Origin of the sequence: Flavobacterium mekongense (genome assembly GCF_047038255.1) — a bacterium.
In the GTDB taxonomy this organism is placed as follows: domain Bacteria; phylum Bacteroidota; class Bacteroidia; order Flavobacteriales; family Flavobacteriaceae; genus Flavobacterium; species Flavobacterium mekongense.
In genome coordinates, this window is sequence record NZ_CP174374.1 from 2461401 (window position 1) to 2487348 (window position 25948).

The 25948-nt window shown below is 41.0% G+C and carries 25 protein-coding genes and 1 pseudogene; 19 read left to right on the forward strand and 7 right to left on the reverse strand.

Annotated features, from left to right (window positions below; genetic code table 11):
- The first annotated feature begins 70 nt into the window (after positions 1 to 70).
- The 8 genes from ACJG85_RS10675 (at position 71) to ACJG85_RS10710 (ending at position 9332) form a co-directional block, all read left to right on the forward strand.
- A complete protein-coding gene (locus ACJG85_RS10675; protein ID WP_412476391.1) occupies positions 71 to 676 on the forward strand; it encodes a flavin reductase family protein in 606 nt (201 codons plus the stop codon).
- A 50-nt stretch (positions 677 to 726) separates the two neighbouring features.
- Positions 727 to 3027, forward strand: coding sequence for a bifunctional salicylyl-CoA 5-hydroxylase/oxidoreductase (locus ACJG85_RS10680; RefSeq protein ID WP_412476392.1), 2301 nt, complete (start codon positions 727 to 729; stop codon positions 3025 to 3027).
- 42 nt (positions 3028 to 3069) lie between these two features.
- Positions 3070 to 4659, forward strand: coding sequence for an AMP-binding protein (locus ACJG85_RS10685; RefSeq protein WP_412476393.1), 1590 nt, complete (start codon positions 3070 to 3072; stop codon positions 4657 to 4659).
- Positions 4660 to 4786: 127 nt separating this feature from the next.
- Positions 4787 to 5218: an acyl-CoA thioesterase gene (locus ACJG85_RS10690; RefSeq protein ID WP_412476394.1), complete on the forward strand. Its 432-nt coding sequence runs from the start codon at positions 4787 to 4789 to the stop codon at positions 5216 to 5218.
- A 34-nt stretch (positions 5219 to 5252) separates the two neighbouring features.
- Positions 5253 to 6233, forward strand: a complete 981-nt coding sequence (locus tag ACJG85_RS10695) for a carbon-nitrogen hydrolase family protein (protein ID WP_412476395.1) — start codon at positions 5253 to 5255, stop codon at positions 6231 to 6233.
- 1 nt (position 6234) lies between these two features.
- The gene (locus ACJG85_RS10700; protein WP_412464051.1) at positions 6235 to 7344 is read left to right on the forward strand and encodes a cupin domain-containing protein; all 1110 of its coding nucleotides are present in this window, start codon (positions 6235 to 6237) and stop codon (positions 7342 to 7344) included.
- A 90-nt stretch (positions 7345 to 7434) separates the two neighbouring features.
- Positions 7435 to 8349, forward strand: a complete 915-nt coding sequence (locus ACJG85_RS10705) for a fumarylacetoacetate hydrolase family protein (RefSeq protein WP_412476396.1) — start codon at positions 7435 to 7437, stop codon at positions 8347 to 8349.
- 233 nt (positions 8350 to 8582) lie between these two features.
- On the forward strand, positions 8583 to 9332 hold the full coding sequence (locus tag ACJG85_RS10710) for a maleate cis-trans isomerase family protein (protein WP_409677864.1): 750 nt from the start codon (positions 8583 to 8585) through the stop codon (positions 9330 to 9332).
- On the opposite strand, the gene ACJG85_RS10715 is transcribed toward ACJG85_RS10710, so the two are convergent.
- A complete protein-coding gene (locus ACJG85_RS10715; protein WP_409677867.1) occupies positions 9329 to 9682 on the reverse strand; it encodes a winged helix-turn-helix transcriptional regulator in 354 nt (117 codons plus the stop codon). The two genes, ACJG85_RS10710 and ACJG85_RS10715, sit on opposite strands and share 4 nt — an antisense overlap.
- A 94-nt stretch (positions 9683 to 9776) precedes the next feature.
- Here ACJG85_RS10715 and ACJG85_RS10720 point away from each other — a divergent pair, with 94 nt between their 5' ends.
- From ACJG85_RS10720 to ACJG85_RS10730, 3 genes are all read left to right on the forward strand, one after another.
- Positions 9777 to 10547 (forward strand): type 1 glutamine amidotransferase domain-containing protein, encoded by a 771-nt coding sequence (locus ACJG85_RS10720; RefSeq protein ID WP_412476397.1) that lies wholly within the window; start codon positions 9777 to 9779, stop codon positions 10545 to 10547.
- Entirely contained in the window at positions 10544 to 11173 is a 630-nt protein-coding gene (locus tag ACJG85_RS10725) for an NADPH-dependent F420 reductase (RefSeq protein ID WP_412476398.1), read from the forward strand. Before ACJG85_RS10720 ends, ACJG85_RS10725 begins: the two co-directional genes overlap by 4 nt.
- A 74-nt stretch (positions 11174 to 11247) precedes the next feature.
- Positions 11248 to 11658: an OsmC family peroxiredoxin gene (locus ACJG85_RS10730; RefSeq protein WP_409677874.1), complete on the forward strand. Its 411-nt coding sequence runs from the start codon at positions 11248 to 11250 to the stop codon at positions 11656 to 11658.
- A gap of 230 nt (positions 11659 to 11888) precedes the next feature.
- On the opposite strand, the gene ACJG85_RS10735 is transcribed toward ACJG85_RS10730, so the two are convergent.
- Positions 11889 to 12989 (reverse strand): VIT1/CCC1 transporter family protein, encoded by a 1101-nt coding sequence (locus tag ACJG85_RS10735; RefSeq protein ID WP_412476399.1) that lies wholly within the window; start codon positions 12987 to 12989, stop codon positions 11889 to 11891.
- A gap of 101 nt (positions 12990 to 13090) precedes the next feature.
- Here ACJG85_RS10735 and ACJG85_RS10740 point away from each other — a divergent pair, with 101 nt between their 5' ends.
- Positions 13091 to 14158 (forward strand): hypothetical protein, encoded by a 1068-nt coding sequence (locus ACJG85_RS10740; RefSeq protein ID WP_412476400.1) that lies wholly within the window; start codon positions 13091 to 13093, stop codon positions 14156 to 14158.
- Between the two features lie 52 nt (positions 14159 to 14210).
- Here the strand turns inward: ACJG85_RS10740 and ACJG85_RS10745 are convergent, their stop codons facing one another.
- Positions 14211 to 15461 carry an aminotransferase class I/II-fold pyridoxal phosphate-dependent enzyme gene (locus ACJG85_RS10745; protein ID WP_412476401.1) on the reverse strand — a complete coding sequence of 417 codons (1251 nt, stop codon included), beginning with the start codon at positions 15459 to 15461 and terminating at the stop codon, positions 14211 to 14213.
- A 186-nt stretch (positions 15462 to 15647) separates the two neighbouring features.
- Between ACJG85_RS10745 and ACJG85_RS10750 the strand changes: the two genes are divergently transcribed.
- Together ACJG85_RS10750 and lpdA are read left to right on the forward strand one after the other, a co-directional pair.
- Complete coding sequence (locus tag ACJG85_RS10750; protein WP_412476402.1) at positions 15648 to 16100, forward strand: Lrp/AsnC family transcriptional regulator; 453 nt, start codon at positions 15648 to 15650, stop codon at positions 16098 to 16100.
- A 99-nt stretch (positions 16101 to 16199) separates the two neighbouring features.
- Positions 16200 to 17603 carry a dihydrolipoyl dehydrogenase gene (gene lpdA / locus ACJG85_RS10755; RefSeq protein ID WP_412477193.1) on the forward strand — a complete coding sequence of 468 codons (1404 nt, stop codon included), beginning with the start codon at positions 16200 to 16202 and terminating at the stop codon, positions 17601 to 17603.
- A 128-nt stretch (positions 17604 to 17731) separates the two neighbouring features.
- Here lpdA and ACJG85_RS10760 read toward each other — a convergent pair whose 3' ends face one another.
- From ACJG85_RS10760 to ACJG85_RS10775, 4 genes are all read right to left on the reverse strand, one after another.
- Positions 17732 to 18151: an arsenate reductase ArsC gene (locus tag ACJG85_RS10760; protein WP_412476403.1), complete on the reverse strand. Its 420-nt coding sequence runs from the start codon at positions 18149 to 18151 to the stop codon at positions 17732 to 17734.
- A 51-nt stretch (positions 18152 to 18202) separates the two neighbouring features.
- Positions 18203 to 19243, reverse strand: a complete 1041-nt coding sequence (gene arsB / locus ACJG85_RS10765) for an ACR3 family arsenite efflux transporter (protein WP_409677891.1) — start codon at positions 19241 to 19243, stop codon at positions 18203 to 18205.
- Between the two features lie 19 nt (positions 19244 to 19262).
- Positions 19263 to 19739 carry a DUF6428 family protein gene (locus ACJG85_RS10770; protein WP_412476404.1) on the reverse strand — a complete coding sequence of 159 codons (477 nt, stop codon included), beginning with the start codon at positions 19737 to 19739 and terminating at the stop codon, positions 19263 to 19265.
- 146 nt (positions 19740 to 19885) lie between these two features.
- Positions 19886 to 20209 (reverse strand): ArsR/SmtB family transcription factor, encoded by a 324-nt coding sequence (locus ACJG85_RS10775; RefSeq protein ID WP_409677897.1) that lies wholly within the window; start codon positions 20207 to 20209, stop codon positions 19886 to 19888.
- A gap of 155 nt (positions 20210 to 20364) precedes the next feature.
- Here ACJG85_RS10775 and tpx point away from each other — a divergent pair, with 155 nt between their 5' ends.
- The 5 genes and pseudogenes from tpx to ACJG85_RS10800 form a co-directional block, all read left to right on the forward strand.
- Positions 20365 to 20862, forward strand: coding sequence for a thiol peroxidase (gene tpx / locus ACJG85_RS10780; RefSeq protein ID WP_412476405.1), 498 nt, complete (start codon positions 20365 to 20367; stop codon positions 20860 to 20862).
- Between the two features lies 1 nt (position 20863).
- Positions 20864 to 21238: a diacylglycerol kinase family protein gene (locus tag ACJG85_RS10785; protein WP_409677902.1), complete on the forward strand. Its 375-nt coding sequence runs from the start codon at positions 20864 to 20866 to the stop codon at positions 21236 to 21238.
- Positions 21239 to 21281: 43 nt separating this feature from the next.
- Positions 21282 to 23747, forward strand: coding sequence for a DNA translocase FtsK (locus ACJG85_RS10790; protein WP_412476406.1), 2466 nt, complete (start codon positions 21282 to 21284; stop codon positions 23745 to 23747).
- Between the two features lies 1 nt (position 23748).
- Positions 23749 to 24390, forward strand: a complete 642-nt coding sequence (locus ACJG85_RS10795) for a LolA family protein (protein ID WP_409677908.1) — start codon at positions 23749 to 23751, stop codon at positions 24388 to 24390.
- Between the two features lie 6 nt (positions 24391 to 24396).
- Positions 24397 to 25812, forward strand: a pseudogene (locus tag ACJG85_RS10800) (LptF/LptG family permease); the annotation flags it as partial.
- Positions 25813 to 25948 lie beyond the last annotated feature (136 nt).

Here is a 25948-nt window from a genome sequence, read left to right on the forward strand (position 1 = left end):
ACTTCAGAAATTATACAACTGTCAAAAAAATAAAAAAAATAGCTTTAATTTGTAGTAAACAAACAACACTATGCTATTTGACCCTAACCTGCTGGATCCCTCAGCAGTTTATAAATTAATGACAGGCGCTATTATTCCGAGACCTATCGGATGGATTGCCACCATAAGCGAAGACGGAATAAACAACCTCGCTCCATTTTCATACTTTAATGCTGCCGGTGAAGATCCGCCGCACATTATGTTTGCTGTTAACAGAGCCAACAACACCAATAAGGATACGCTCAATAATATTTTGGCAAACCAACAGTTTGTAGTGAACATGGTTACCGAAAGTACAGTGGAACAAATGAACACTACTGCTCAAGCGGTTCCTGCAGTAGTAGACGAATTTGTCTTGGCTGGTGTCACGCCTATTCCATCCGTCAAAGTGAAACCCATGCGCGTAGCGGAAAGTCCGGTGCAATTGGAATGCGAATTGGTCCACCATTACTTTCTCGAAGACCATAAAAACGGTGGCTCCTGCATTATCATCGGGCGCATTGTGATGATGCATTTTGATGATGACATTTTATTAGACAACTATAAAATCAATTTAGAAACGTATAAACCGGTGGCAAGATTAGCCGGTTCTAATTATGCCAAATTAGGAGAACTATTCTCCATTAAAAGAGGCTAAATATAAAGACTCAGTTGCTCAGTCTCTCAGTCACTCAGAAACTTAAAAATATGAAAATAGCAGTTATAGGCGGCGGTCCGGGCGGACTCTACTTTTCCATCTTAACCAAAAAAGCAATGCCGCATTTCCAAATTGACGTGTACGAACGCAACAAACCCGACGATAGTTTTGGTTTTGGGGTAGTTTTCTCCGATGAAACTTTGGGAGAATTCCTTAAACGCGATATGCAGTCGTATGAATTAATTCGAAGTCAATTTGCCTATTGGGACGATATCATTGTAGCACGAGATGGTCAGGAAGTAAGCATCGCCGGAAATGGATTCTGCGGTTGCTCCCGAAAAACATTGCTTAAATTATTGCACCAACGCTGTCGCGAAGAAGGTGTTAACCTGCATTTCGAACAAAATATAGACGACATTAGTCAATACCAAGACGCCGATATCATATTGGCTTCCGATGGCATCAGCAGTGGTATCCGATCACTATATGAGAAAGAATTCGGTACCAAAATCGCACTAAAGAAAAACCGGTTTGTGTGGTTGGGTTCTACCAAACCCTTGGATGCCTTTACCTATTTCTTCCGAAGTACACCTCACGGGACCATAGTAGCACATACTTACCAATACGAAGCCGGCATGAGTACGTGGATTTTTGAATGCAGCGACGAAACCTGGCAAAAACTTGGTTTTGAAGTCACCAATGAAACCGATACCATAGCCAAAATCTCAGCAATATTCGCAGCAGAACTCGACGGTCATCCGCTTATTTCCAACAAATCGCATTGGCGTCAATTCCCGCATGTAACCAACGAAAAATGGTACCATAACAACATCGTTTTGTTAGGCGATGCCAAAGCTACAGCACATTATTCAATCGGCTCGGGAACCAAACTGGCTATGGATTGTGCCATAGGGTTGTCCGATGCCGTAATTGCCCATCCTAACAATGTGCAAGCCGCTTTTGAACTGTACGATAAAACCCGAAGAAATACAGTAGAAATGATTCAGTATGCAGCTCTGGTTTCCTTGGATTGGTTTGAAAATATGGATCGTCACATGCAACATCCGTTTTACCAATTCGCTTTCGGCTGTATGACGCGTTCCAAAAAAGTCACTTTTGAAAATTTAAGGTTACGCGATAAATCGTTTACGGATAAAGTACTTCAAGAGTTCAATGACAATAACAATGGTAATAATCCTTTTTTGCCTGCAGCGTTCACCAAATTTCAATTACGCGATGTAACCCTACAAAACCGAATCGTCATGTCGGCCATGGGACAATATGCTGCGACAGACGGTAAAGTATCCGATTGGCATTTGGTGCATTACGGCAGCAGAGCCACCGGTGGTGTTGGACTAATTATGACCGAAATGACAGCGGTCTCCGAAACCGGACGTATCACTTTAGGTTGTGCCGGAATTTATACTCAGGAACAGTTAGTTGACTGGAAAAAAATAACCGATTTTATCCATCACAATACGCTAACCAAAATCGGAATTCAATTAGGTCATTCCGGTCGAAAAGGCGCTGTAAAAAAACCGTGGGAAGGCAATAATGAACCTATCGATTTACCATGGGATTTGCTGTCAGCCTCGCCGATTCCTTTCCATGAAAAAATGCCGATTCCGAAAGAGATGTCTTTAACCGACATGGATTTGATAACCGACCAATTTGTACGAGCTACCAAAAATGCCGACCAAGCCGGATTTGATTTAATCGAATTGCAAGCACATCACGGCTTCTTGTTGGCTTCATTCCTATCGCCGTTAACCAACATCCGAACCGACGAATTTGGCGGCAGTATCGAAAACCGCTTGAAGTTTCCCATCCGTGTGTTTACTGAAATGCGAAAGGTATTTCCAACACACAAACCTATGTCGGTGAGAATTTCCGCTTCCGATTGGGCCGAAAACGGAATCACCGAAGAAGAAGTGATCACCATAGCAACAGCCTTTAAAAATGCCGGAGCCGATATCATCAACGTTTCCACCGGTAATACCGTAGTGCATCAAAAACCACAAGTCGGCAGAATGTGGCAAACACCTTTCTCCGATGCAGTTCGAAACACCGTTCACATTCCAACCATAACAGCAGGTTATATCCAAGATATTGACCAAATCAACACCATACTACTCAACGGTAGAGCCGATTTGGTAGCGTTGGGCCGACCGTTATTAGCTGACGCCAATTTTGTGAGAAATGCGCAAGCCTACGAACAATTCGAAGCCACAGACATTCCCAATTCCTACAAAGCCGGAAGTTCTCATCTTTATCCGCTAAAAGCAGCCGAAAGAAAACAAACCGAGAGCATGAAAAAAGCCCTAAAACCAAAGAGTAATAAGAAAGATTAAAACCTTAGAGCCTTAGCCGCTCAGGACCTTAGTACCTATCTCATGAAACACTACGAAGATAATTTTGCACACGACCATCTCCCAAGCGCCGACTTACAACCGGACTATGTGTTCTTAGACTTACCACAATTCCATCAACCTGAAATGCTGAATTGTGTTGATTTGCTTTTGGACAAACACATCCGTAATGGTCAAGGCAACGCACCTTGCCTTCGCACCTTTGAATACACTTGGACCTATCAGGAATTGTATGAAAAGGCTAATCAAATAGCGCATGTTTTAGTGGAGGATTTAGGATTGAAATCAGGTAATCGCGTTTTAATTCGTTCAGCCAACAACCCAATGATGGTGGCGGTTTGGTTTGCCGTTTTAAAAGCCGGAGGAATCGTAGTCGCTACGATGCCTTTACTCAGGGCGAAAGAGTTAACAACTATAATCGACTGTGCCGAAATCTCACATGCCATATGTGACCACAGTTTGGCCGATGAAATGCACTTGGTCAAATCCGAGTTTTTAAAATCAGTTTGCCTTTACGGCAATTCACAACTGGAGGAATTGATGGCCAATAAACCCAAAACGTTTTCAAATTACCATACCAAATCCGACAGTATCGCTTTAATCGGCTTTACTTCGGGAACCACAGGTTTACCTAAAATGACAGCGCACTTTCACAAAGACATTGTCAACATCTGCGAAGCCTTTCCGCAATATTCCTTACAACCAAAACCCGAAGATATTTTTACCGGCAGTCCGCCACTCGGGTTTACCTTTGGTTTGGGTGGATTAGTCTTATTTCCGCTCTATTTCGGAGCGTCGACTTTTTTACTGGAAAAACCAACACCCGATATGCTATTACAAGCCATACAGGATTTTAAAATTACCATTTGCTTTACCGCACCCACAGCTTGGCGTATCATTACTACCAAAGTTAGGGATTTCAACATTTCAAGCTTGCGTAAATGCGTATCTGCCGGAGAAACATTACCTCTCAAAGTGTGGCAGGATTGGTACGATGCGACAGGGTTAAAAATCATCGACGGGATTGGTGCTACCGAAATGTTACATATCTTTATCTCATCGAATACAGACAATATGAAACCCGGAGCCACCGGAGTAGCCATTACCGGTTACGAAGCCAAAGTGGTAGATGCTGCCGGAAATGAAGTCGCCGCAAACGAGCCGGGCAAACTCATGGTACGTGGCATCACCGGCTGTAAATATTTGAACCGAGAAGACAAACAACGTGAATACGTGCAAAACGGCTGGAATTTTACAGGTGACATCTTCCGTAAAGATGAAGATGGCTATTTTTGGTTTGTAGCACGTGGCGATGATATGATTATTTCTTCGGGGTACAACATAGCCGCAATTGAAGTCGAAAGCGTATTATTAACCCACGAAGAAATCCTCGAATGCGCCGTAGTAGGATTACCCGATGAGGAACGAGGCATGCTGGTTTGTGCACACATAGTACTAAAAGATTCAGCTAAAGCTACCGATAACATGAAAAACCATATTCAACACTGGTTCAAAGAAGTAGCCGCACCATATAAATATCCAAGAGTAATTTATTTTACCGATACGCTGCCCAAAACAGAAACCGGAAAAATACAACGATTTAAACTAAAGTAATCACAAATTTATACCGATTAATTTGGTGCAAATTTGTGCAATTCGTGGCAAAAGAAAATCTGTTCAATCAGTTTAATCTGTGGCTAAAAAAAATAAAAATTATCCAATTCGTGACTAAAATAAAACTATGAACCAAACCTTTACTAAATCAGAAAAAATACGTTTCAAACACGTCGATTACGCCGGTATCGTATTCTATCCGCGCTTTTTAGAAATGCTCAACGACTTGGTCGAAGATTGGTTTGAAGAAGCACTCGACCGACCGTTCTCCAAAATTCACGAGACCAACGGCATTCCAACTGTAGATTTAAGAGTACAATTCAAAAAAGCCGCGCGAATTGGAGAACTGTTAATCAAAAAACTTTGGGTCATCAAACTCGGTGGCGCATCGGTAACTTGCGGTTTCCGTTTTGAAGACGAACAAGGCAATACTTGTTTGGAAGGCGAAGTGACATTAGTCAATGTTAGCATCAGCAACGGCAGAGACGCCATTAAAGCCGAACCGTTTTCGGAAGAGATGAAAATATTGATTTCCAAATTCCTAATTCCTAATTCCTAATTCCTAATTCCTAATTCCTAATTCATCAATGAAAATGGACTTTAAAAAATTCAAAGCCGCCACCGTACAAACAGCTCCCGTTTTTCTCAATGTAGAAAAAACAATAGCCAAAGCCATTTCTTTCATTAAAGAAGCTGCAGATAACGGTGCACAACTCATCGCCTTTCCCGAAGTATTCATAGCCGGTTATCCTTATTGGAATTGGATTATGACACCGGTCCAAGGCAGTAAATGGTACGAGCAATTGTATAAAAACTCAGTCGCTGTCACTGATGAAAGCATGAAACCGCTTTTCCAAGCGGCAAAAGACCATAACATGCACATCGTCATCGGAGTCAACGAACGTGGTAGCAGCTACGGCGAAATTTACAACACCAACCTGATCATAGACAATCACGGTAACCTAATCGGAAAACACCGCAAATTAGTCCCGACTTGGGCTGAAAAGCTTACTTGGACTTCCGGCGATGGTTCTTCCCTAAAAGTGTATGATACTGAAGTTGGTCCGATTGGCACTTTAGCTTGTGGTGAAAACACCAATACTTTAGCACGTTTTACCTTGTTGTCGCAAGGTGAATTGGTACACATAGCCAACTACATTTCCCTGCCGGTTGCGCCACCCGATTACGACATGGCGGAAGCGATTAAAATCCGTGCCGCAGCGCATTCGTTTGAAGGCAAATTATTTACCATCGTTTCGTGCTCTACGATTTCTGAAGAAATCAAAAACGCTTTGCGTGATGATGTGCCTAATGTAGACGAATTGTTATCCCGAAAAAGCTCCGCATTTTCCGGATTTATCGGACCCAATGGCGCTGTGATTGGTACTCCTTTGATTGACGATGAAGGCATTGTTTATGCCGATATCGACTTAGAAAAATGCATCCAACCGAAACAAATGCACGACATCCTCGGGCATTACAACCGATTTGATATTTTTGATTTGAGAGTCAATACTGCTCCAACCAGAAAGATTACCTTTGTAGATAACCACGACGAATTCAACAAAAAATAAAATGGAAACCAACAACTATTCAGACGACGTTATCGGGCGTGCCCGTGTAAAAGACACCCCTGAACTCGAAGCCTATTATAAAGAATTAGAAACCTTAGGAGCCGGAGCACTTTGGACAGTTGCCAACGATATTGAACCTTGGGAACCCAGAGCGAATTCGGTGCCTATGTTGTGGAAATACGACGACTTGCGCAGTTTAGTTTTAAAATCTTCCGAACTCGTAACGCCGGAACAAGCCGGAAGACGTGTGGTGTATTTGGTAAACGATAAAAGGAAAGACGTTTCTGCCGCCGTAGGTTGGTTGTACACCGGAATCCAAGTTACCCGTCCCGGCGAAAGTACTTCGGCACATCGCCACCGTGCCTCTGCCCTACGCTTTATCATGGAAGGTGCTAAAGGCTATACCGTAGTAGATGGGAATAAAATCATGCTGGAAGTCAACGATTTTGTCATCACACCCAATTCGGCTTGGCATGAACACGGTGTGGAACCCGACGGGCAAACCTGTATTTGGCAAGACGGTTTAGACATACCGTTAGTGAATGCTCTGGAAGCCAATGATTATGCCGTGTATGATGGGAAACAACCATTAATATCCCCTGTTAATCAATCGCCTTTAACTTATGGAGGTGCGGGTTTAATTCCGGCCGATCAAACTTGGGACAAACCTTATTCGCCTTTGTTCAAATACTCCTGGAGCAAAGTATATCCAACGCTGTTGGAAGTCGCCAAAGTCAACGAAATCAATCCGTTTGACGGTTATTTAATGCAATACTCCAATCCGCTAACCGGTGGTCATGTGATGCAAACCATGGGTGCAGCGATGCAATTGTTACCGGCCGGTTTCAAGGGCAAGGCGCATAAACATACCGGTTCCTTTGTGTACCAATGTGCCAAAGGAAGCGGTTATACCATCATCAACGGCCAACGCTTTGATTGGAAGGAACGCGATATTTTCTGCGTACCGAGTTGGGCTTGGCACGAACACCACAACGCTTCTGACTCAGAAGACGCGTGTTTGTTTAACTTCAACGACTTGCCGGTAATTGAAGGCTTAGGCTTATTCCAGGGCAGAGAATACACCGAAAACAACGGACATCAGAAAGTGTAATGACAATGGCAAAAATAAATACTAACTTAGAACATACAACAAACTAAAATCTCAGAACCTTAGCGCTTCAGCGCCTTAGTACCTTATAAAATGAAACTACTCACTTACCAAACTGCCGACACCGAACCCCGTTTAGGATTCCTACACAACAACCAAGTCATCGATATGGAAGACTTTGGTGAGATTTCTAATTTCCCATTGCCTTCCGACATGTTGGACTTGATTGACATGGGCATTGAAATTATAGCCGAATTAAACGAAATGGTGGCGGAAACTCCGGAAAATTACTTCAAAGAAATTGCTTACGCCTTGGAAGAAGTAACGCTTTTAGCACCTATTCAAAAACCCAGAAAAAACATCATCGGTATCGGATTAAACTATACCGAACACGTGGCGGAAAGTGCCCGAACTTTAGACACTACCGGAAAGTTGCCGCAAAAACCAATTATTTTTTCCAAACCGCCTACAACGGTTACCGGAACCAATACAGAGATTATTAAGAACACCAAACTGACTTCGCAATTGGATTGGGAAGTGGAATTGGCCGTCGTAATTGGTAAACACGGTAAGTATGTGCCGAAAGCGGATGCCTTGGATTATGTGTTTGGTTATACGGTTATCAATGACATTTCGGCGCGCGATTGCCGTCGAGAAGGCCAATGGATAGTTTCCAAAGGACAAGACACTTTTGCGCCGATGGGACCAATTTTAGTGACCAAAGATGAAATTGAAAACCCGCACAACCTAAACTTGTCTTTAAAAGTAAACGGTATCGAAAAACAAAATTCCAATACAAAATTCATGCTTTTCAACATCAACGACTTGATTGAAGATTTAAGCATTGTATTTACTTTAGAACCTGGAGATATTATCGCTACCGGTACTCCGGCTGGTGTTGGCGCAGGACGCGACCCTCAAGAATGGCTGTATGATGGCGATATGGTAGAAGCTACGGTGGAAGGAATAGGAACCATAGTCAATACCGTTAAGGAGATTTCCAAGTAAAAAACATATTGCGTTAGATTTGATATTAAGAGGAGGACAGCCGGTGGCTGTCAGGTAAAAATAATAGCTGCGTTAGGGATTGCAGTGGAAATCCTTTTTAGGATTGCCCTGAAGCAAAGCGAAAGGGAAATACAATCCTAAAAAGATTGTAACGGAAAGCCCGACCCGATAGGGACACGAGGCGCAAGCCGACTGACCGAAGGTAAACGCCCGAGATAAAGATAAAAATAAACATGAAGAAGTACAGAATAGGACAAATAGTTCCCTCGTCGAATGTGACGATGGAAACCGAAATACCGGCTATTTTCAGGGCCAGAGAAACCATATTGCCGGAACGTTTTACGTTTCACAGCAGTCGCATGCGAATGAAGAAAGTAACCAAAGAAGAACTCGAAGCCATGGATGCCATGAGTTTGAAATGTGCCCAAGAATTGTCGGACGCCCATGTGGATGTGATGGGTTACGCTTGTTTGGTAGCAATTATGAGTATGGGACGCGGTTATCATTGTGTTTCGGAAGTGAACTTGCATCAGGAAACGGTGGCGAATGATTTCCCAACTCCTATAGTAACTTCGGCCGGAGCTTTAATTAATGGTTTGAAAGTATTGGGTGCTAAACAAATTTCAATCATTACGCCTTATATGCGACCGCTCACCGACAAAGTGGTCGATTATATAGAACACCAAGGCATCAAAGTAAAAGAAAGTATTGCTTTAGAAATTCCCGATAACTTAGAAGTGGCCGCTCAAAACCCACTGAATTTGTTGGAAATTTACAAACAACTGGATTTGACGGATGTTGATGTATTAGTAGCTTCAGCTTGTGTACAAATGCCATCGTTGGAAGCCATCGATTTGATTCAGGCCGAATGCGGGATTCCGGTGACTTCAGCTGCCGTTTGTACCACGTACGAAATGATGAAAAAATTGGGCATTGAGGCCAAATCGACTATTGGTGGTGAGTTGCTGAGTGGAAAGTATTAACGCTTAGGATGTTCTACTTCAAATTCTTGTAGTAAATCCAAACCATAATTACGAAGCATTTCAATTACCGGTATGGTTTTCTGCCCTCTATCGGTAATGGTATATTCTACTCGAGGAGGTACTTCCGGAAAAATTTCTTTGGTTACAAAACCATCCTCGACCAACTCTTTTAAAGCTTTAGACAACATGCGGTCGGAAGCATGGGAAAGGCTCTTTTGCAATTCGCTAAAACGCCATTTCTTATCTTTTAAGCGCCAAAGAATCGGCATTTTATAGGTCCCGCCAATTTTACTCATCGCAAATTCTACCGGGTTGTGAAACAAATGATTGTCTTTTACAAAATCGGGCATACTTACATTTTTGTTAGTGACTTACAAAGATACGCAGTTATTGTATTTAGCACGATACCGATATAGCTTTGTGTGAAACAAAACTAAAAAAGTTATGAGTACGATACAAGAAACCGAACACTATGTGCACTTTCACGGTGCCCCAAGCAAAGGAAAAATACTAATGGTGGCCAGTTCACCAAGTGTGAGTCCACAAACCGGTTGGCCTATTGGTTTTTGGGCTGCCGAATTAACCCACCCGTTACGCGTATTTCAGGAAGCCGGTTATGATATAACTTTGGTTTCTACAGAAGGCGGCGCTTTGATGATGGACAGCTATTCCAATCCGACGGATGCCAGTGGCTATGCGGCTCATGATGTGATTACGCTGGGCTATCTGCAACAAGAATCTTTTCATCAAATGTTGGCCAATACAGAAAAAATAACAGCGGTAAACACAGAAGATTTTGATGCCCTCTTTTTAGTTGGCGGACAAGGTCCGATGTATACTTTCAGAGGTAATAAAGCGTTAGAAGAACTATTGGTTTCATTTTACGAATCGGGTAAGCCAACGGCTGCGGTGTGCCACTCCACTACTTTACTGTTGGAGGCCAAAAAATCAAATGGTGACTTATTGGTTAAAGGCAAAACATGGACCGGTTTTGCTGATGCCGAGGAAGATTTTGCCGATCAGGCAGTAGGCATGAAAATCCAACCGTATCGCATAGAGACCGAAGCGCGAAAACTAACGGATACTCATTTTAAAGTAGCAGCACCTTTCAGCGCTTATGCCATACAAGACGGCAATTTAATTACCGGTCAACAACAAAACTCCGGTGAAGCCGCAGCGCTATTAGTTGTAAAACTTTTAAACACAAAACGATGAAAATAGCATTTATTGGGATTGGTAATGTGGGCTTTGCCTTGGCCAATCAGTTGGAACGAAAAGGGCATCAAATTGTAATTGCAACCGAGGACCGTGGCTCTGAAAGTGTGCAAAAAGCACTGAAGCTAAATCCGAACTTCGTAATCAAAAGTATACAAAAGGCAGTGGACGAGGCTGAAGTGTTTTTTTTGGCCACTCCATTCCATGCGAATGAAAGTCTGCTGAAATCACTTCGATTTAAACATCAAATTTTGGTTGATTGTACCAATCCGGTCGGACCCGGAATTTCACATGGCTTGCAGAGCCAGATTTCGGGTAGTGAAAAAATTCAGGAATGGGCACCGGATGCCAAAGTGGTAAAAGCCTTTACCATTTACGGTTTTGAAAATTTTGCCGATGCGGTCTATCCGAATTACAACGTAAAACCGGTGATGATGTTGGCCGGTAATGATGCGGATGCCAAAAAAGTAACTGCGGGTCTGATTGAGACTTTTGGGTTCGAACCTTTGGACACAGGAAAACTGGATCAAGCTTTGCATTTAGAGCACCTAACCTTACTCTGGGTAAAAATGGTACGCCGTGATGGACACCATCCCCATTTTGTTTGGGCTCAACTTACCCGATGACAGTAACTTTATGGTAAACTGACGGAAAGAAGTCAAAAAAAGATGTACTTTTATAGTTATTAAACTTTCTAGGTATGAAAAGAAAAGCAACTGCCGTTTGGAACGGCTCAGGAAAAGACGGCAAAGGTCATTTGACTACGCAAAGCACCGTTTTAAATCAGACACAGTATTCCTTTGGTTCTCGTTTTGAAGAAGGTATCGGAACCAATCCCGAAGAGTTAGTCGGTGCCGCACATGCCGGCTGTTTCTCTATGAAATTGGCTTTCAATTTACAAGCGGCCGGATTTACCGCTACCGAACTGAAGACCGACGCGGAAATCGTTTTTGAAGACGGTTCTATAGTCGCTTCAAATTTAACCCTTACTGCTAAGGTGGAAGGAATTGAAGCAGCTAAATTTGACGAATTGGTCAAAGATGCAGAAGCCAATTGTCCGATTTCGAAATTACTCAACACTAAAATTAGCGTGCAATACACACTGAATTAATGTATGATGAATAAGCATCCTATTCACCTTACTAAAGCAACGTTAAGTTGAAGTTAAAAATATTTTTTTAACAGTCCCTTGTTGTAAAAAACACTACATTTGGATATGATTTTGATTTATCAGTTGAAGGTATCAAAGCGATAATTCAATTAGCAACAGTATCAAGAGGTATTGATTTATGATAAATCCAAATCAAGCAAAACGGGAGGTCTGACACAGACCTCCTGTTTTTATCCCGCAACGGAAACGCCAATCAATTTTCCAATACCGAAAGTGATGGCTGCAGCCGCTAAACCAAATAGTACTTGTCGCATTCCCGAATACCAAACACTTTTACCGGTAAACAAGGTAATGGCTGCTCCAATTAAAAACAAACCGGCCGCACTCAAAACTGTACTGATGATTACAGCTTGCATACCACCCAAAAAGAAAAACGGAAATACCGGAATTATAGCGCCAATGGCAAATAAGAAAAAGGAAGTCAGCGCCGCTTCCATAGCCGATCCTTTCAAATCCTCCGGGTTAATGCCTAATTCTTCTTTAATCAACAGTTCATGAGCCTGACTTTTGTTTTGCATCAACTCGGCCGCCATTGCTTTAGCTTGCGACTCAGGGATACCTTTAGCCATATAAATCAAAGCCAATTCTTGTTGTTCTCCTTCTGGATTGGTTTCTAACTCTTCCATTTCCAATTGCATCTGATTTTCGTATAATTCTTGTGAGCTTTTTACCGAAATCCATTCGCCCAAAGCCATAGACAGCGCTCCGGCCAACAATCCGGCCATTCCGGCCAACAGTACTTCATCCTGACCACTGGTGGCACCGGCAATGCCCATCACCAAACTGAAATTAGAAACCAAACCATCGTTACCACCTAAAACAGCAGCGCGTAAAGCATTCCCTCCAACAGAACGATGGCGCTTTTCAAATCGGGCTAAATTGGCTCCCGATACATTGGTGCTACCGTTGAGGATATTTTTCAATATGGCAACATGAGCCGTATCTGATATTGACTCTTGGGTTTGGCTATGCTTTCGGGCTTTAAGAATGGAAGAGGAAACACTTTTTTCTGTATCCAATAAGACGCCTAAAATATAATCATAACCAAACCATTTGCCAATCCAATGCAGTGTTTTCGCTCTTCCGGAAGGTTTTGGTAAATGACTTTCATCCAAATTATTTTTGGCTAAAAAACCCAAGGCGTGACTGTGCTCAATGTCGCTCATCTGCCTGAAAACCGCAGCAACGTTAGCATCTTCTTCATTCTCAGCTAAAATTTTATAGAGGTAAGAAACATCTACTTCGGTTTGGATACTTTTGAGACTAATCATGATAAACTATTTATAGCTTAAAGTTACGAAGAAAGTAGCTATCAAAATGACTAAGTCAACTAATAAATTCAGTAAGAAAATCACGCTAAAAATCGGCAGTGATGATTTGTTTGGTATATTTGGTTTTCAGCAATTACTATTTAGGTATGAAGATGGACAAACTCACCAAACAACTCGAACTGACTCACGAACAAACCTCGCCTTTGTTCCGAATCATGTTTACGCAAAATATAGAGTTACCGCAACTCAGACATTTTGAGAATAATATTTGTGCTTTCCACATAGGACAAGGGTATTTCTTGACTGTAGCACATAATTTAAAAACCGAAGCCAAAATATTCAAATCAATCGATACAGGAATTTTTGAACGTGATATACTTCCGTTTTTAAACCAACCGCAACGGCAATTGTTTGACAACTGTTTTCACCTCAATCCCGCAAGCCAGCGCTATTATTGGAACAGTAACAATCCTAATGATTTTAATGCGATGATAGATGCTTTGCGACAAATCAATTTCGATACACGCTGGGTCACTTTTTTAGAGAAAAAAATCTGCCAAGCCCATTTGATTGTCCAATTCAAGGAGCCGCTGTTTTATCAAAGCGCTGACTTGACCAATCTTTTCAATTCCAATACCAGTTTTGCCGAACAGGCCATCAACCGACATACTTTTTTAATAGAATTAGCCTTGGTTGAAGCCTTCTATGGAGATGATATCGCTTTGTATAAAATCGTAAACACACCTCAAGAAATCATTGATGCTATGCCGGCAGTTAAAATCAAATTTGATATTTTGCCCGATGCTCAGGAAGACTATTACTGCTTGCAAAGTTCGCCCACCAGTGAAGTGGGTAAACTATTGAACAAGGCCCAAATTGATGGATTTACGGAACATTTTTCCATTTTTTCGGAACGCATTGGCGGTAATTATGTATTGGAAGGATTGCGCTATTTAATCAAAGGCTACTTTCGTTTTGGTTCTTCCGGCGCACCGTATTTGGTTTACAATTCGGAGCAAAATGAATTTGAAGTCAACGCCATTCAAAGTGAAGCCTGCCCTATTCAATTGTCCATCAGCAACAAACGTGACGGGAATTTTCAATATGTGAATGCGATAGCTACGCCTTTAAGCAATATCAAAGTTCAGTTGGAAAAGTTGCTAAAATAAAAATCCGACGGTAATGGCGTACCGACGGATCTTTACAATTAAATTAAAAAAATCAGAAAACGTTTAATGCTGCCATGCACTGTCTCATCATTTGATAAGTGCGTTCAATATCATTGTCTAAACCGATTGAGAAACGAATCAAGCCATCGGTTAAGCCCATCGCTTTTTGTTCTTCCAGCGGAATCTCACTCGATGTTGAACTGCCGGGCGCACTAAATAGTGTTTTATAAAAACCCAAACTCACAGCCAAATACCCTAAGTTACGGTGTTGCATTAATTCCATCAACTCATTAGCCTTGTCTAAACTGCCTACATCTACAGTCATCATACCGCCGAAACCGTATTCGGGATTGATCATTTTGGCGTACAATTCGTGACTCGGGTGACTGGCTAATCCGGGATAAACCACTTTTAATCCATCGGCTTCAAATTTTTGTGCCAAGTACATCGCATTGTGACTGTGCTGTTTCATGCGAATATGCAACGTGCGTAAGTTTTTCAAAATACTGGCGGCACGCAAACTATCCATGGTTGGCCCTAAAAGCATACTGGCACCGTCGTTCACATTTTTTAAATCGTTGATAAAATCCTGCGAAGCACAAACCACACCGCCAACGGTATCACTACTACCATTAATAAACTTGGTTAAACTGTGAATCACAATATCAGCACCCAGTTTTGCCGGTGCTACCGACAATGGTGAAAAGGTGTTGTCCACTACCAATTTAAGGTTGTGGATTTTGGCGATAACAGCCAAAGCTTCAATATCGGCCACTTCCAATAATGGATTACTTACTGTTTCACAATACAATACTTTGGTATTTTTGGTAATGGCCGCAACCACTTGTTCCAGATTAGTAATGTCTACAAACCTCGTTTTGATGTTCCATTTCGGCAACATATTTTTCATAAAAGCGTAGGTTCCGCCATAAATGGTACGGCTGGAGACTATCTCGTCTCCGGCAGCACACAATTGGAGCAAAACAGGGGTAATTGCGCCCATACCGGAAGCCGCAACATTAGCACTTTCGGTACCTTCCATAGCTGCCAAAGCTTGTCCTAAGTACAAGTTCATTGGCGATGAATGGCGCGAATACAAATAGCACCCTTCGGCATTACCTTCAAAGGTATCAAACATGGTTTTGGCCGAAAGAAAAGTATAAGTCGAGCTATCGGATATGGAAGGATTAACACCACCGAATTCACCAAAGTATTGTAGGTCTTGAATTTTATCGGCCGGGTGGAAATTCGTTTTTGTTGCGGGTTGCGGGTTGAAGGTTGAAGGTTCTGAGTTGGGATTCATAAAGTTGGATTCATTTAAAGTTCAAATTTCAATTTAAATAGACAATAAATCAATACAAATAAAAATATATAGATTTTAAAACTATAAAATATAACTTTAAGTGAAAATATTATTAAATTTATACCTTCAAAAGACTAACTTTAGTTTTTAAAACTATTCCAACCCGAAACCCGAAACCTGCAAACCATGGACACAACCGACAAAAAACTCCTCACCTTACTACAACAAGACACCAAAAAAACCACCAAAGAACTTTCGGTAAAGCTCAATCTTTCGGTCACAGCGGTTTATGAACGGATAAAAAAGTTGGAGCGAGAAGGGATTATCGACAAGTATGTAGCCTTGTTGAATCGGGCTAAAATCGACAAAAGCTTTGTGGTATTTTGTCACATCAAACTCATCCAACACACCAAAGAATTCCTCACCACCTTTGAGCACCAAGTAGTAAAACTCGAAGAAGTGTTAGAGTGTTTTCACGTGAGTGGCGATTACGATTATATTCTGAAAATTTGCGTAAAAGACATGGAAGCTTACCGCGAATTTATGGTAACCAAACTCACCACCTTACAACACATAGGCAGTACACACAGTAGTTTTATGATTGGTGAAGTGAAAAATACCACAGCCTTTACCCTGTAACAGAACTATATCTTTTAAGCAAATAATTTCGCTTTTTAGTAAAATAAAAACTGTAATTTTGTGACACAAAAATTAAAACACACTAATTTATATACCATCATGAGTTCATTTGACGTTGTCATCATAGGTTCAGGGCCGGGCGGATATGTTTCAGCTATTCGTTGTGCCCAATTGGGTTTCAAAACCGCTATCATTGAAAAATACAGTACTTTAGGAGGAACTTGCTTAAACGTAGGTTGTATTCCTTCTAAAGCATTGTTGGCTTCTTCTCATCATTATGAAGAATTGCAACACTTTGCCGACCACGGTATCGAAGTGTCCGGAAAAGTAAAAGTGAACTTGGAAAAAATGATTGCCCGCAAACAAGCGGTAGTTGACCAAACCAGTGGCGGCGTAAAGTTCTTAATGGATAAAAATAAAATTACCGTTTTTGAAGGATTGGGTTCTTTTGAAGACGCTACTCACGTAAAAATTACCAAAGCCGACGGTTCCTCTGAAGTAATCGAAGGGAAAAATATCATCATAGCAACCGGTTCAAAACCATCTTCTTTACCGTTCATTAAAATCGACAAAGAACGTATCATCACTTCTACCGAAGCCTTGAAATTACCGGAAGTACCGAAACACTTAATCATCATTGGTGGTGGTGTTATCGGTATCGAATTAGGACAAGTGTATTTGCGATTAGGCGCTCAAGTTTCAGTAATTGAATACTTAGACCGAATCATTCCGGGTATGGATGGCGGTTTATCGAAAGAACTAACCAAAGTTTTGAAAAAACAAGGCATGAAATTCTACACTTCTCACAAAGTAAAAGAAGTAACCCGCAAAGGGAAAAATGTTACCGTTTTAGCCGATGACGCTAAAGGCAATACCATCACTTTTGACGGCGATTACTGTTTAGTAGCGGTTGGTCGTCGCCCTTACACCGACGGATTAGCAGCCGATAAAGCCGGAGTGAAAGTAACTGAAAGAGGTATGGTGGAAGTAAATGATCATTTGCAAACTAACGTACCGAACATTTATGCGATTGGTGATGTAGTGCGCGGCGCCATGTTGGCTCACAAAGCTGAAGAAGAAGGTGTTATGGTGGCCGAAATTTTAGCGGGTCAAAAACCACATATCGATTACAACTTGATTCCGGGTGTAGTATATACTTGGCCGGAAGTTGCGGCTGTAGGGAGAACCGAAGAACAATTAAAAGCCGACGGTATAAACTACAAAGCCGGAAGTTTCCCGTTCAAAGCCTTAGGTAGAGCTCGTGCCGGTGGTGATATCGACGGATTTGTAAAAATCTTAGCCGATACCAAAACCGATGAAGTTTTGGGTGTTCACATGATTGGAGCCCGTTGCGCCGATTTGATAGCCGAAGCCGTAACCGCGATGGAATTCCGTGCTTCTGCTGAAGATATTTCACGTATGTCACATGCGCATCCGACTTTCGCCGAAGCCGTGAAAGAAGCCGCTTTAGCCGCTACGGATAATAGAGCGTTGCACGTTTAAATAAATTGAGCCACTGATTAAAAGGATAAAAGGATTTCTTTTGATTAAAAAATGAAATCTGTGTTAATCTGTGTAATCCGTGGTTGTAAATAACTTAAAAGAAAAGTCCTGATTGCTCAGGACTTTTTTTATAATTTATAGGCTGCAACAAAGTCTTTGCAATAGTCTTTAATCATTCCTCGTACCCTTCTGAATTCTTCAATCACTGCTGTGGTTGACCCTTTTACTTTGCTGGGATCCGGAAAATTGTGGTGCAACTTCACGGCTTGTGTCGGGAAGAACGGACAGCGCTCATTGGCATTATCACAAACGGTTATCACATAATCAAAAGGAATGTCTAAATACTCCTCCACATTGTTAGAGGTATGTTTTGAAATATCAATACCGTCTTCCTGCATTATGGCAATCGCTAAGGCATTAACACCGTGGGTTTCCACTCCGGCCGAGTAAACCGTGACTTGTTCAGGATTGGTAAAATGCGACAAATAGCCGTGCGCCATCTGACTGCGACAGCTGTTTCCGGTACAAAGTACTAAAATGTTTTTCATTATTAAATTCGTTTAAATCTGTAAAAATAAAATCCGGTTTAGTTTAAAAATTCAGGGATTTGGAGTGAAATATTTCTTCCTCAACCAAAAAGCAGCATTCACCAATAAAATCAAAGCCGGTACTTCCACCAAAGGGCCAATGACGCCGGCAAAAGCCTGACCGCTGTTAATTCCGAAAACGCCTATGGAAACCGCAATCGCCAACTCGAAATTGTTCCCCGAAGCCGTAAAAGACAAAGCAGCGGCATCTCGGTAATCGGCGCCGACTTTCTTCGAAATAAAAAACATCAAAAAGAACATGACTATAAAAAAAATGACTAATGGGATGCCAATCCGAATAACATCCAGTGGCAAATCAACAATCATCTCTCCCTTCAAGCTGAACATAATAACTATGGTAAACAATAAAGCGATTAAAGTTATCGGAGAAACAAACGGCACAAACTTTTGGTTGAACCATTTGTCGCCCAAGAACTTTTTAATCAAATAGCGACTCAGCACGGCTAAAACAAAAGGAATTCCGAGATAAATACCCACTGTTTGGGCAATTTCCGATACAGTTACTTCTAATTCCAATCCTTGAATACCAAACAAGGGCAACATGATTTTCAAATAGAAATACGCATACAAACTAAAAAAGAAGACTTGCAGTAAACTATTGATTCCAATCAAACCGGCGGTTAATTCGCGGTTGCCTCCGGCCAATTCGTTCCACACTATCACCATAGCAATACAAGGCGCAATGCCTATGATGATTAAACCGGTCATGTATTCGGGATAATCTCTCAGAAAAAAAGTCGCCAATAAAAACATCAAAAACGGTCCGACTATCCATGTAACCAAAAAGGAAGCCGTTAACAATCCCGGTTTTTTAAACATCAACGGTACTTTCGAAAAATCGATTTTGGTTAAGGGCGGATACATCATCAAAATCAAGCCTATCGCTAAAGGCACATTGGTAGTACCGGAGGAAAATGAATTGATAAAATCGGCGGAATTCGGGATAAAATAACCAATACCTACTCCAACCAACATGGCTAAAAAAATCCATAAGGTTAAAAAGCGGTCTAAAAACCCTAATCTTTTTTTCATTTTAATCGTTTTATTATCATTAACAACAACCCGAATCCGGTGTGCAACAAGTGGCAGTTTTTGGCTTCCACTCACCTATTTTGGCCTTTAATTTTTCAGGCGGAATGCCACAATGATCTTTAGCCAAACAATCGGTTTGTTTTGATGTCAACAAGAAATTCGTTCCGTCAAAATCCAGGCTGAATTTTCCAATGGTATCTCTCATTTGGTATTCTACTTCAATCTCAGCATCGGGCAACCCCAATACTTTTTCAGAAAGCTCTATAATGTGCACTAACTTTTCAGGATGCAAACTATGATCATAATCATTGGCTTCCCACAATTGAAAATTCACCACTTCCTCTTGGCGAACCGTACTGCCGCAATCGATAAAATGTTTGGTTACTTTGCCTACTTCGGTGACATGAAAATGACTTGGGACCAAATCGCCATTCGGCAATTGAAAAGCTATAGTGTTTAGCTTTTGTAATTCGTTTTTAATTTCTGATAATTTCATATTAGACTACTTAGATTGTTAGACTACTTAGATTGTTAGACTACTTAGATTGTTAGACTACTTAGATTGCTGGAAAAAATACTTTTCCCTTTTCCCTTTTCCCTAATCTGTCACCCTGAGCACAGTTGAAGGGGTTTCCCTCGAACTCAACAACACTTATTTTTCAACTTTTGGCGAATCATCCCGAAGTGACTTTCTATTTTTTCCATCGTATCAGGATTAATGCAATAACAAATGGCAGTACCTTCTATAGTGCCTTGGATGATGTTGGCATTTTTCAATTCTTTCAAATGTTGGGAAATGGTAGGTTGTGCCAATGGCAATTCATTCACTATATCACCGCAAATACAAGTATCTACCTTCAACAAATAATCTACTATTGCGATGCGGGCCGGATGTGACAAGGCTTTGAATAAGCTTGCCATTTCATTTTGCTCCGGAGAAAAAGATTCTGTTTTTGACGCTCCCATATCTATTTTATTTTTATATTGCAATATTACGATAAATCAATATTATAAAACAAATATTTTTTTAAAAAATTACACTTCTCTCATTTCAATCTTGAATTCTGAAACTAAATTTTCAAATATTTTACCTACTTTTGGCAATCAAAAAATTATATACAATGGCTACAATAACTTTAGGAGGAAATCCGATTCACACCAACGGTGACTTACCAAAAAACGGTACCAAAGCACCCGATTTTCAATTGGTTAAAACTGATTTAGGCGTTGCCTCTTTGGCCGATTTTGCCGGCAGCAAAGTGGTTTTAAATATTTTTCCAAGTATTGATACCGGTACTTGTGCCGCTTCAGTAAGAGCGTTTAATGCCAAAGCGAGTAACTTAGAAAACACCAAAGTATTGTGTATTTCCAGAGATTTACCATTTGCCCAAAAACGTTTTTGCGGTGCTGAAGGTTTAGACAACGTAATCAACTTATCCGATTTTAATACCGGAGCATTCGGGAAAGACTATGGTTTGGAAATAACTGATGGTCCATTAGCCGGTTTGCATTCTCGTGTGGTTATTGTATTAGATGAAAACGGCACCATCGTTCATACCGAGCAAGTAGCGGAAATAGCAGACGAACCTAATTACGACGCAGCCTTAGCAGCTTTATAATATGGGATTCGAAAAAGACAACGCTTTTTTCAGTGGCCGACTCAAAAGTGTCGGCTTTGCTGTTAAAGGCGCTTTCAAACTCATCACCACTGAACACAGTGTAATGGTACAGTCTTCCTTGGCTGTCTTGATGATTATAGCCGGATTTTATTTCAAAATTGACCGCTACGAATGGATGATGCAAATTCTGGCTTTCGGTTTGGTATTAGGTATAGAAAGCTTGAATACCGCGGTAGAAAAAGTTGCTGATTTTGTGCATCCCGAGTACCATGAAAGAATTGGTTTTATAAAAGATATTGCGGCCGGTGCGGTGATGTTTGCAGCCTTGGCGGCTATAGCCGTGGGATTGCTTATTTATGTGCCTAAATTTTGCTAAACCTCCGATTAAATTTCTATTTTTATAGCTTTATAACGTATTCATGGCAAAAACAGTAAAAAAAGAGACTAAAGAAAAAGATCCGAATTTGGAACTGAAAATATTGAAGACTAAAAAGCAATACCGCATTTTGTTCGGTTTTGTATTGGTGCTGACTTCCATAGCCTTTTTGGTTTCTTTTATTTCTTTCTTTTTACACGGACAAGCCGATCAAAGTACTATTGAAGCCTTAACCGACCGTAGCGAAGGCGCTCAGAACTGGTTGGGTAAATTTGGCGCCTACCTGGCCGATTTATTCATTTACCGCGGTTTTGGAGTAGCCTCTTTTTTGTTTGTCAAGCTACTCTTTTTAAGTGGTGCATTCCTCATCTTAGACTTACCGATTCGCAAATTAAAAAACACCTGGTTTTGGGACTTATTCGCCCTAATCATCGTGTCGATTTTATTTGGTTTCTTTGCCGACAACTTACCGGAATTAGGCGGAACAGTAGGCTATGAAATGAACTTGTTCCTGCAAGACTACATCGGAAAAACCGGAACGGTATTGGTATTGGTGTTCTCGATTATAGTGTATTTGATTTTTAAAATCAAAGTGTCGCCAGAGGCCATCAAATCATTCTTCGAGAAAAAACACAAAGAAATCAAGGAAGACATCAGCAGCATTATCCCTGAAAATAAAAGCACCGATTACAACTTAGAAGAATTTGCCGTAAACGAGACCGAAGAAGAAGAACCCATAGCAGAGCCGGTTTTGAAAACGTCATCATTTGAAATTAATAAAGAAGCCCTTAAACCTACAATCGAACACGCTTCGGAAATCAACTTAGAGCCAACCATCAAAACGGTTACGCCTACTTTACAAACAGAACCAACAATCACCGAACCGGCGAAAGAATTTATTGAAACCAACGATGAAGCTTTTGTTATTGAAAAAGCTACAGATGAAGATGTTGTAGAAGAAAACTTAGCAGCTAAACTGGTGGCCGATTTTGGATTGTTTGATCCGACTTTAGAATTATCCAACTACAAATTTCCCACGATTGACTTGCTGAAAGAATACGCTTCGGTAGGTATTACCATCAATCAGGAAGAATTAGAAGAAAATAAAAACCGTATTGTAGAAACCCTGCGCAATTACAAAATTGATATTGCCCAAATCAAAGCTACCGTAGGACCATCGGTTACTTTATACGAAATTGTACCCGAAGCCGGTATTCGTATCTCTAAAATTAAAAGTTTAGAGGACGATATTGCACTATCGCTTTCAGCATTAGGAATTCGTATCATTGCTCCTATTCCGGGTAAAGGTACCATCGGTATTGAGGTGCCGAACAAAAACCCAACTATGGTACCAATGAAAACGGTAATCGCTTCGGCCAAATTCCAAGAAGCCGAAATGGAATTGCCGATTGCCTTAGGAAAAACCATCTCCAACGAAACCTTTGTAGTCGATTTGGCTAAAATGCCGCACTTACTTATGGCCGGTGCCACCGGACAAGGAAAATCGGTGGGATTGAATGCGGTACTGACTTCGCTATTGTACAAAAAACACCCCGCAGAAGTAAAGTTTGTGTTGGTTGACCCTAAAAAAGTTGAGCTGACTTTGTTCAATAAAATCGAGCGTCACTACTTGGCCAAATTGCCTGATGTAGAAGATGCTATCATTACCGATAACACCAAAGTAATCAATACCCTGAACTCACTTTGTGTGGAAATGGACAACCGTTATTCTTTGTTAAAAGACGCTATGGTGCGCAACATCAAAGAATACAACGAAAAGTTCAAATCGCGTAAATTAAACCCTGAACACGGCCACCGTTTCTTACCTTACATTGTTTTAGTAGTAGACGAGTTTGCCGATTTAATTATGACTGCCGGTAAAGAAGTGGAAACACCTATTGCTCGTTTGGCACAATTGGCCAGAGCCATTGGTATTCATTTGATTATTGCTACGCAAAGACCATCGGTGAACGTAATTACCGGTATTATCAAGGCCAATTTCCCGGCAAGGATTGCTTTTAGAGTAACCTCTAAAATTGACTCCAGAACCATCTTAGATACACAAGGTGCTGATCAGCTTATAGGCCGAGGAGATTTGTTGTACTCTAACGGAAACGATTTGGTGCGTGTACAATGTGCCTTTGTAGATACGCCTGAAGTAGAAAAAATTGTAGATTATATCGGCTCTCAAAAAGCCTATGCGAGCGCCTATCTCCTACCTGAATATGTGGGCGAAGAAGGCAGCAGTGTAAACTTGGAGTTCGACATTTCGGAACGCGACAGCATGTTTAGAGAAGCCGCAGAAATTATTGTTACGGCTCAGCAAGGTTCGGCATCATTATTGCAAAGAAAGCTGAAACTGGGTTACAACCGCGCCGGAAGATTGATAGACCAATTGGAAGCTGCCGGTATCGTAGGTCCGTTTGAAGGAAGTAAAGCGCGTAGTGTAAACATACCCGACTTGGCTTCGTTAGAACAATTTTTTATCAATGAACAAAACAATTCTTAAAATGAACAAGCTGCTATCTCTTGCATTGTTGCTGATTACCACTTTGACGGCTAATGCACAGGATAAAAAAGCCAAAGACTTGCTCGACCAAGTAACGGCTAAGGTAAAAACCTACCAAAACATTTCGATCGACTTTAAATACACGTTAACCAATACTAAGGAGAATATCAATAAAGAAAGTAAAGGCAATTTATTGTTGGAAGGCAACAAATATGTGTTGAACTTTTTGGGCGTGACCAAAATATTCGACGGTAAAAAAAGCTACACCATAGTGCCGGAAGATGAAGAAATTACCATTTCGAGCGTGAATGAAAAAGATGAGAACACAGTTACCCCGGCCAAAATGCTGACCTTTTTTAACAGCGGTTACAAGTACTACTGGGACATACTGCAAGACGTAAAAGGACGTAAAATTCAATACATCAAATTGGTGCCCACCAACCCTAAAGACCCGCGCAAAGAGGTGTTCTTAGGAATAGATTCGCAAACCAAAAACATCTACAACGTAATTGAAATGGGCAGAAACGGTTCAAAAACAACATTGACTGTTAATTCTTTTAAAACCAATCAGCCTTTATCGAAAAATCAGTTTACCTTTGTGGCGAGTAAATATCCAAATTACTACATCAATAAAATAGATTAAGCTCGGGTGAAAATACTTGACCGCTACTTATTAAAATCTTTCTTGATTACATTTACTACGGTATTTGTAATCTTGTTTTTTATATTCGTTTTACAAGTAGTTTGGCTGTTCATTTCAGAATTGGCCGGAAAGGACTTGGATATCATAATGATTCTAAAGTTCTTGCTTTTCAAAATGCCAAGTATCATTCCGTTGGTGTTACCGCTTTCGGTATTGTTAGCCTCTATCATGACCTTTGGTAGCTTGGCCGAAAACTATGAGTTTGCCGCCATGAAATCATCGGGCATTTCCTTACAACGCGCCATGCGAAGTCTAACAGTTTTTATTTTCCTTTTGAGCATAGTGGCGTTCTTTTTTGCCAACAATGTGATTCCATACGCCGAATACAAGTTCATTAACTTCCGCAGAAACATCGCCCAAGTTAAACCCGCCATGGCGATAGCCGAAGGACAGTTTAGTGATGTGGGTGTTTATAGCATTAAAGTAGAAAAAAAATCGGGTGACAATGGCAGATTCCTTAGTGGTGTTACCATTCACAAAAAAGCAGCCGTTGGCGCAGGTAGCAATACCGTAATCAAGGCTAAAAAAGGGGAACTCATCAGCAGCGAAGATTCGAATACCTTGCAATTGGTTTTAAAAGATGGTAACTACTACGAAGACATCATCCCTAAAAAGTATGAAGACCGCAACAAGATGCCCTTTGCCAAAAGTACCTTTCAGCGTTACGTAATCAATATTGATTTATCTAAGTTGAACAATGCCAATTTAAACGAGGAAAGTATTACCAATACCAACACCATGCTCAATGTAAGCGAGTTGTCTTTTACCTTGGATTCTTTGCAAAAAAACTTCAACAAAGAAGTGAAATCCTATGCAGATAACATCAACCAACGCGTGGTAGTACAAACTTTAGGATCCCGATTTGAACCTACGCTTAGCCTCAAAAAAAACAATATCTTAGACAATTTCAGCACCTCCGACAAAATGCATATCTTACGTGTAGCATCTAGTACCGTAGACGGTATTGCTTTCACTCTGGAGTCAACTACATATGAAATTAACAGCCGATTAAAAAACATCAACCAGCATTGGATTGCTTTGTACGACAAGTTTGTTATAGCCTATGCTTGTTTGCTGATGTTCTTTATCGGAGCACCGCTGGGCGCTATTATTCGCAAAGGTGGTTTGGGATTGCCTATCGTATTTGCCATATTGATTTTTATCATTTTCCACTTCATCAATACTTTTGGTAAAAAGGTAGCGCAGCAAGGCGAATTGTCTCCTTTCTTGGGTTGTTGGATGTCGGCTTTTGTGTTAACGCCATTTGCTATTATGCTGACCAAAAGAGCCACAGATGATAAAGGCTTTAGTTTGAACTTTGATTGGTTGTCTAATTTCTTCAATAAAATATTTCCGGATAAAACCCAACCCGAACCGGCATTAAATTCGGTTATCCCTGATTTGGCTATCGGCACCGATGAAATTCATGACTATCTAAACACCTTATCCGATAAACCTAACGCTACAGCGGAATTACCGGAGGGCAAAGTGATAGAAA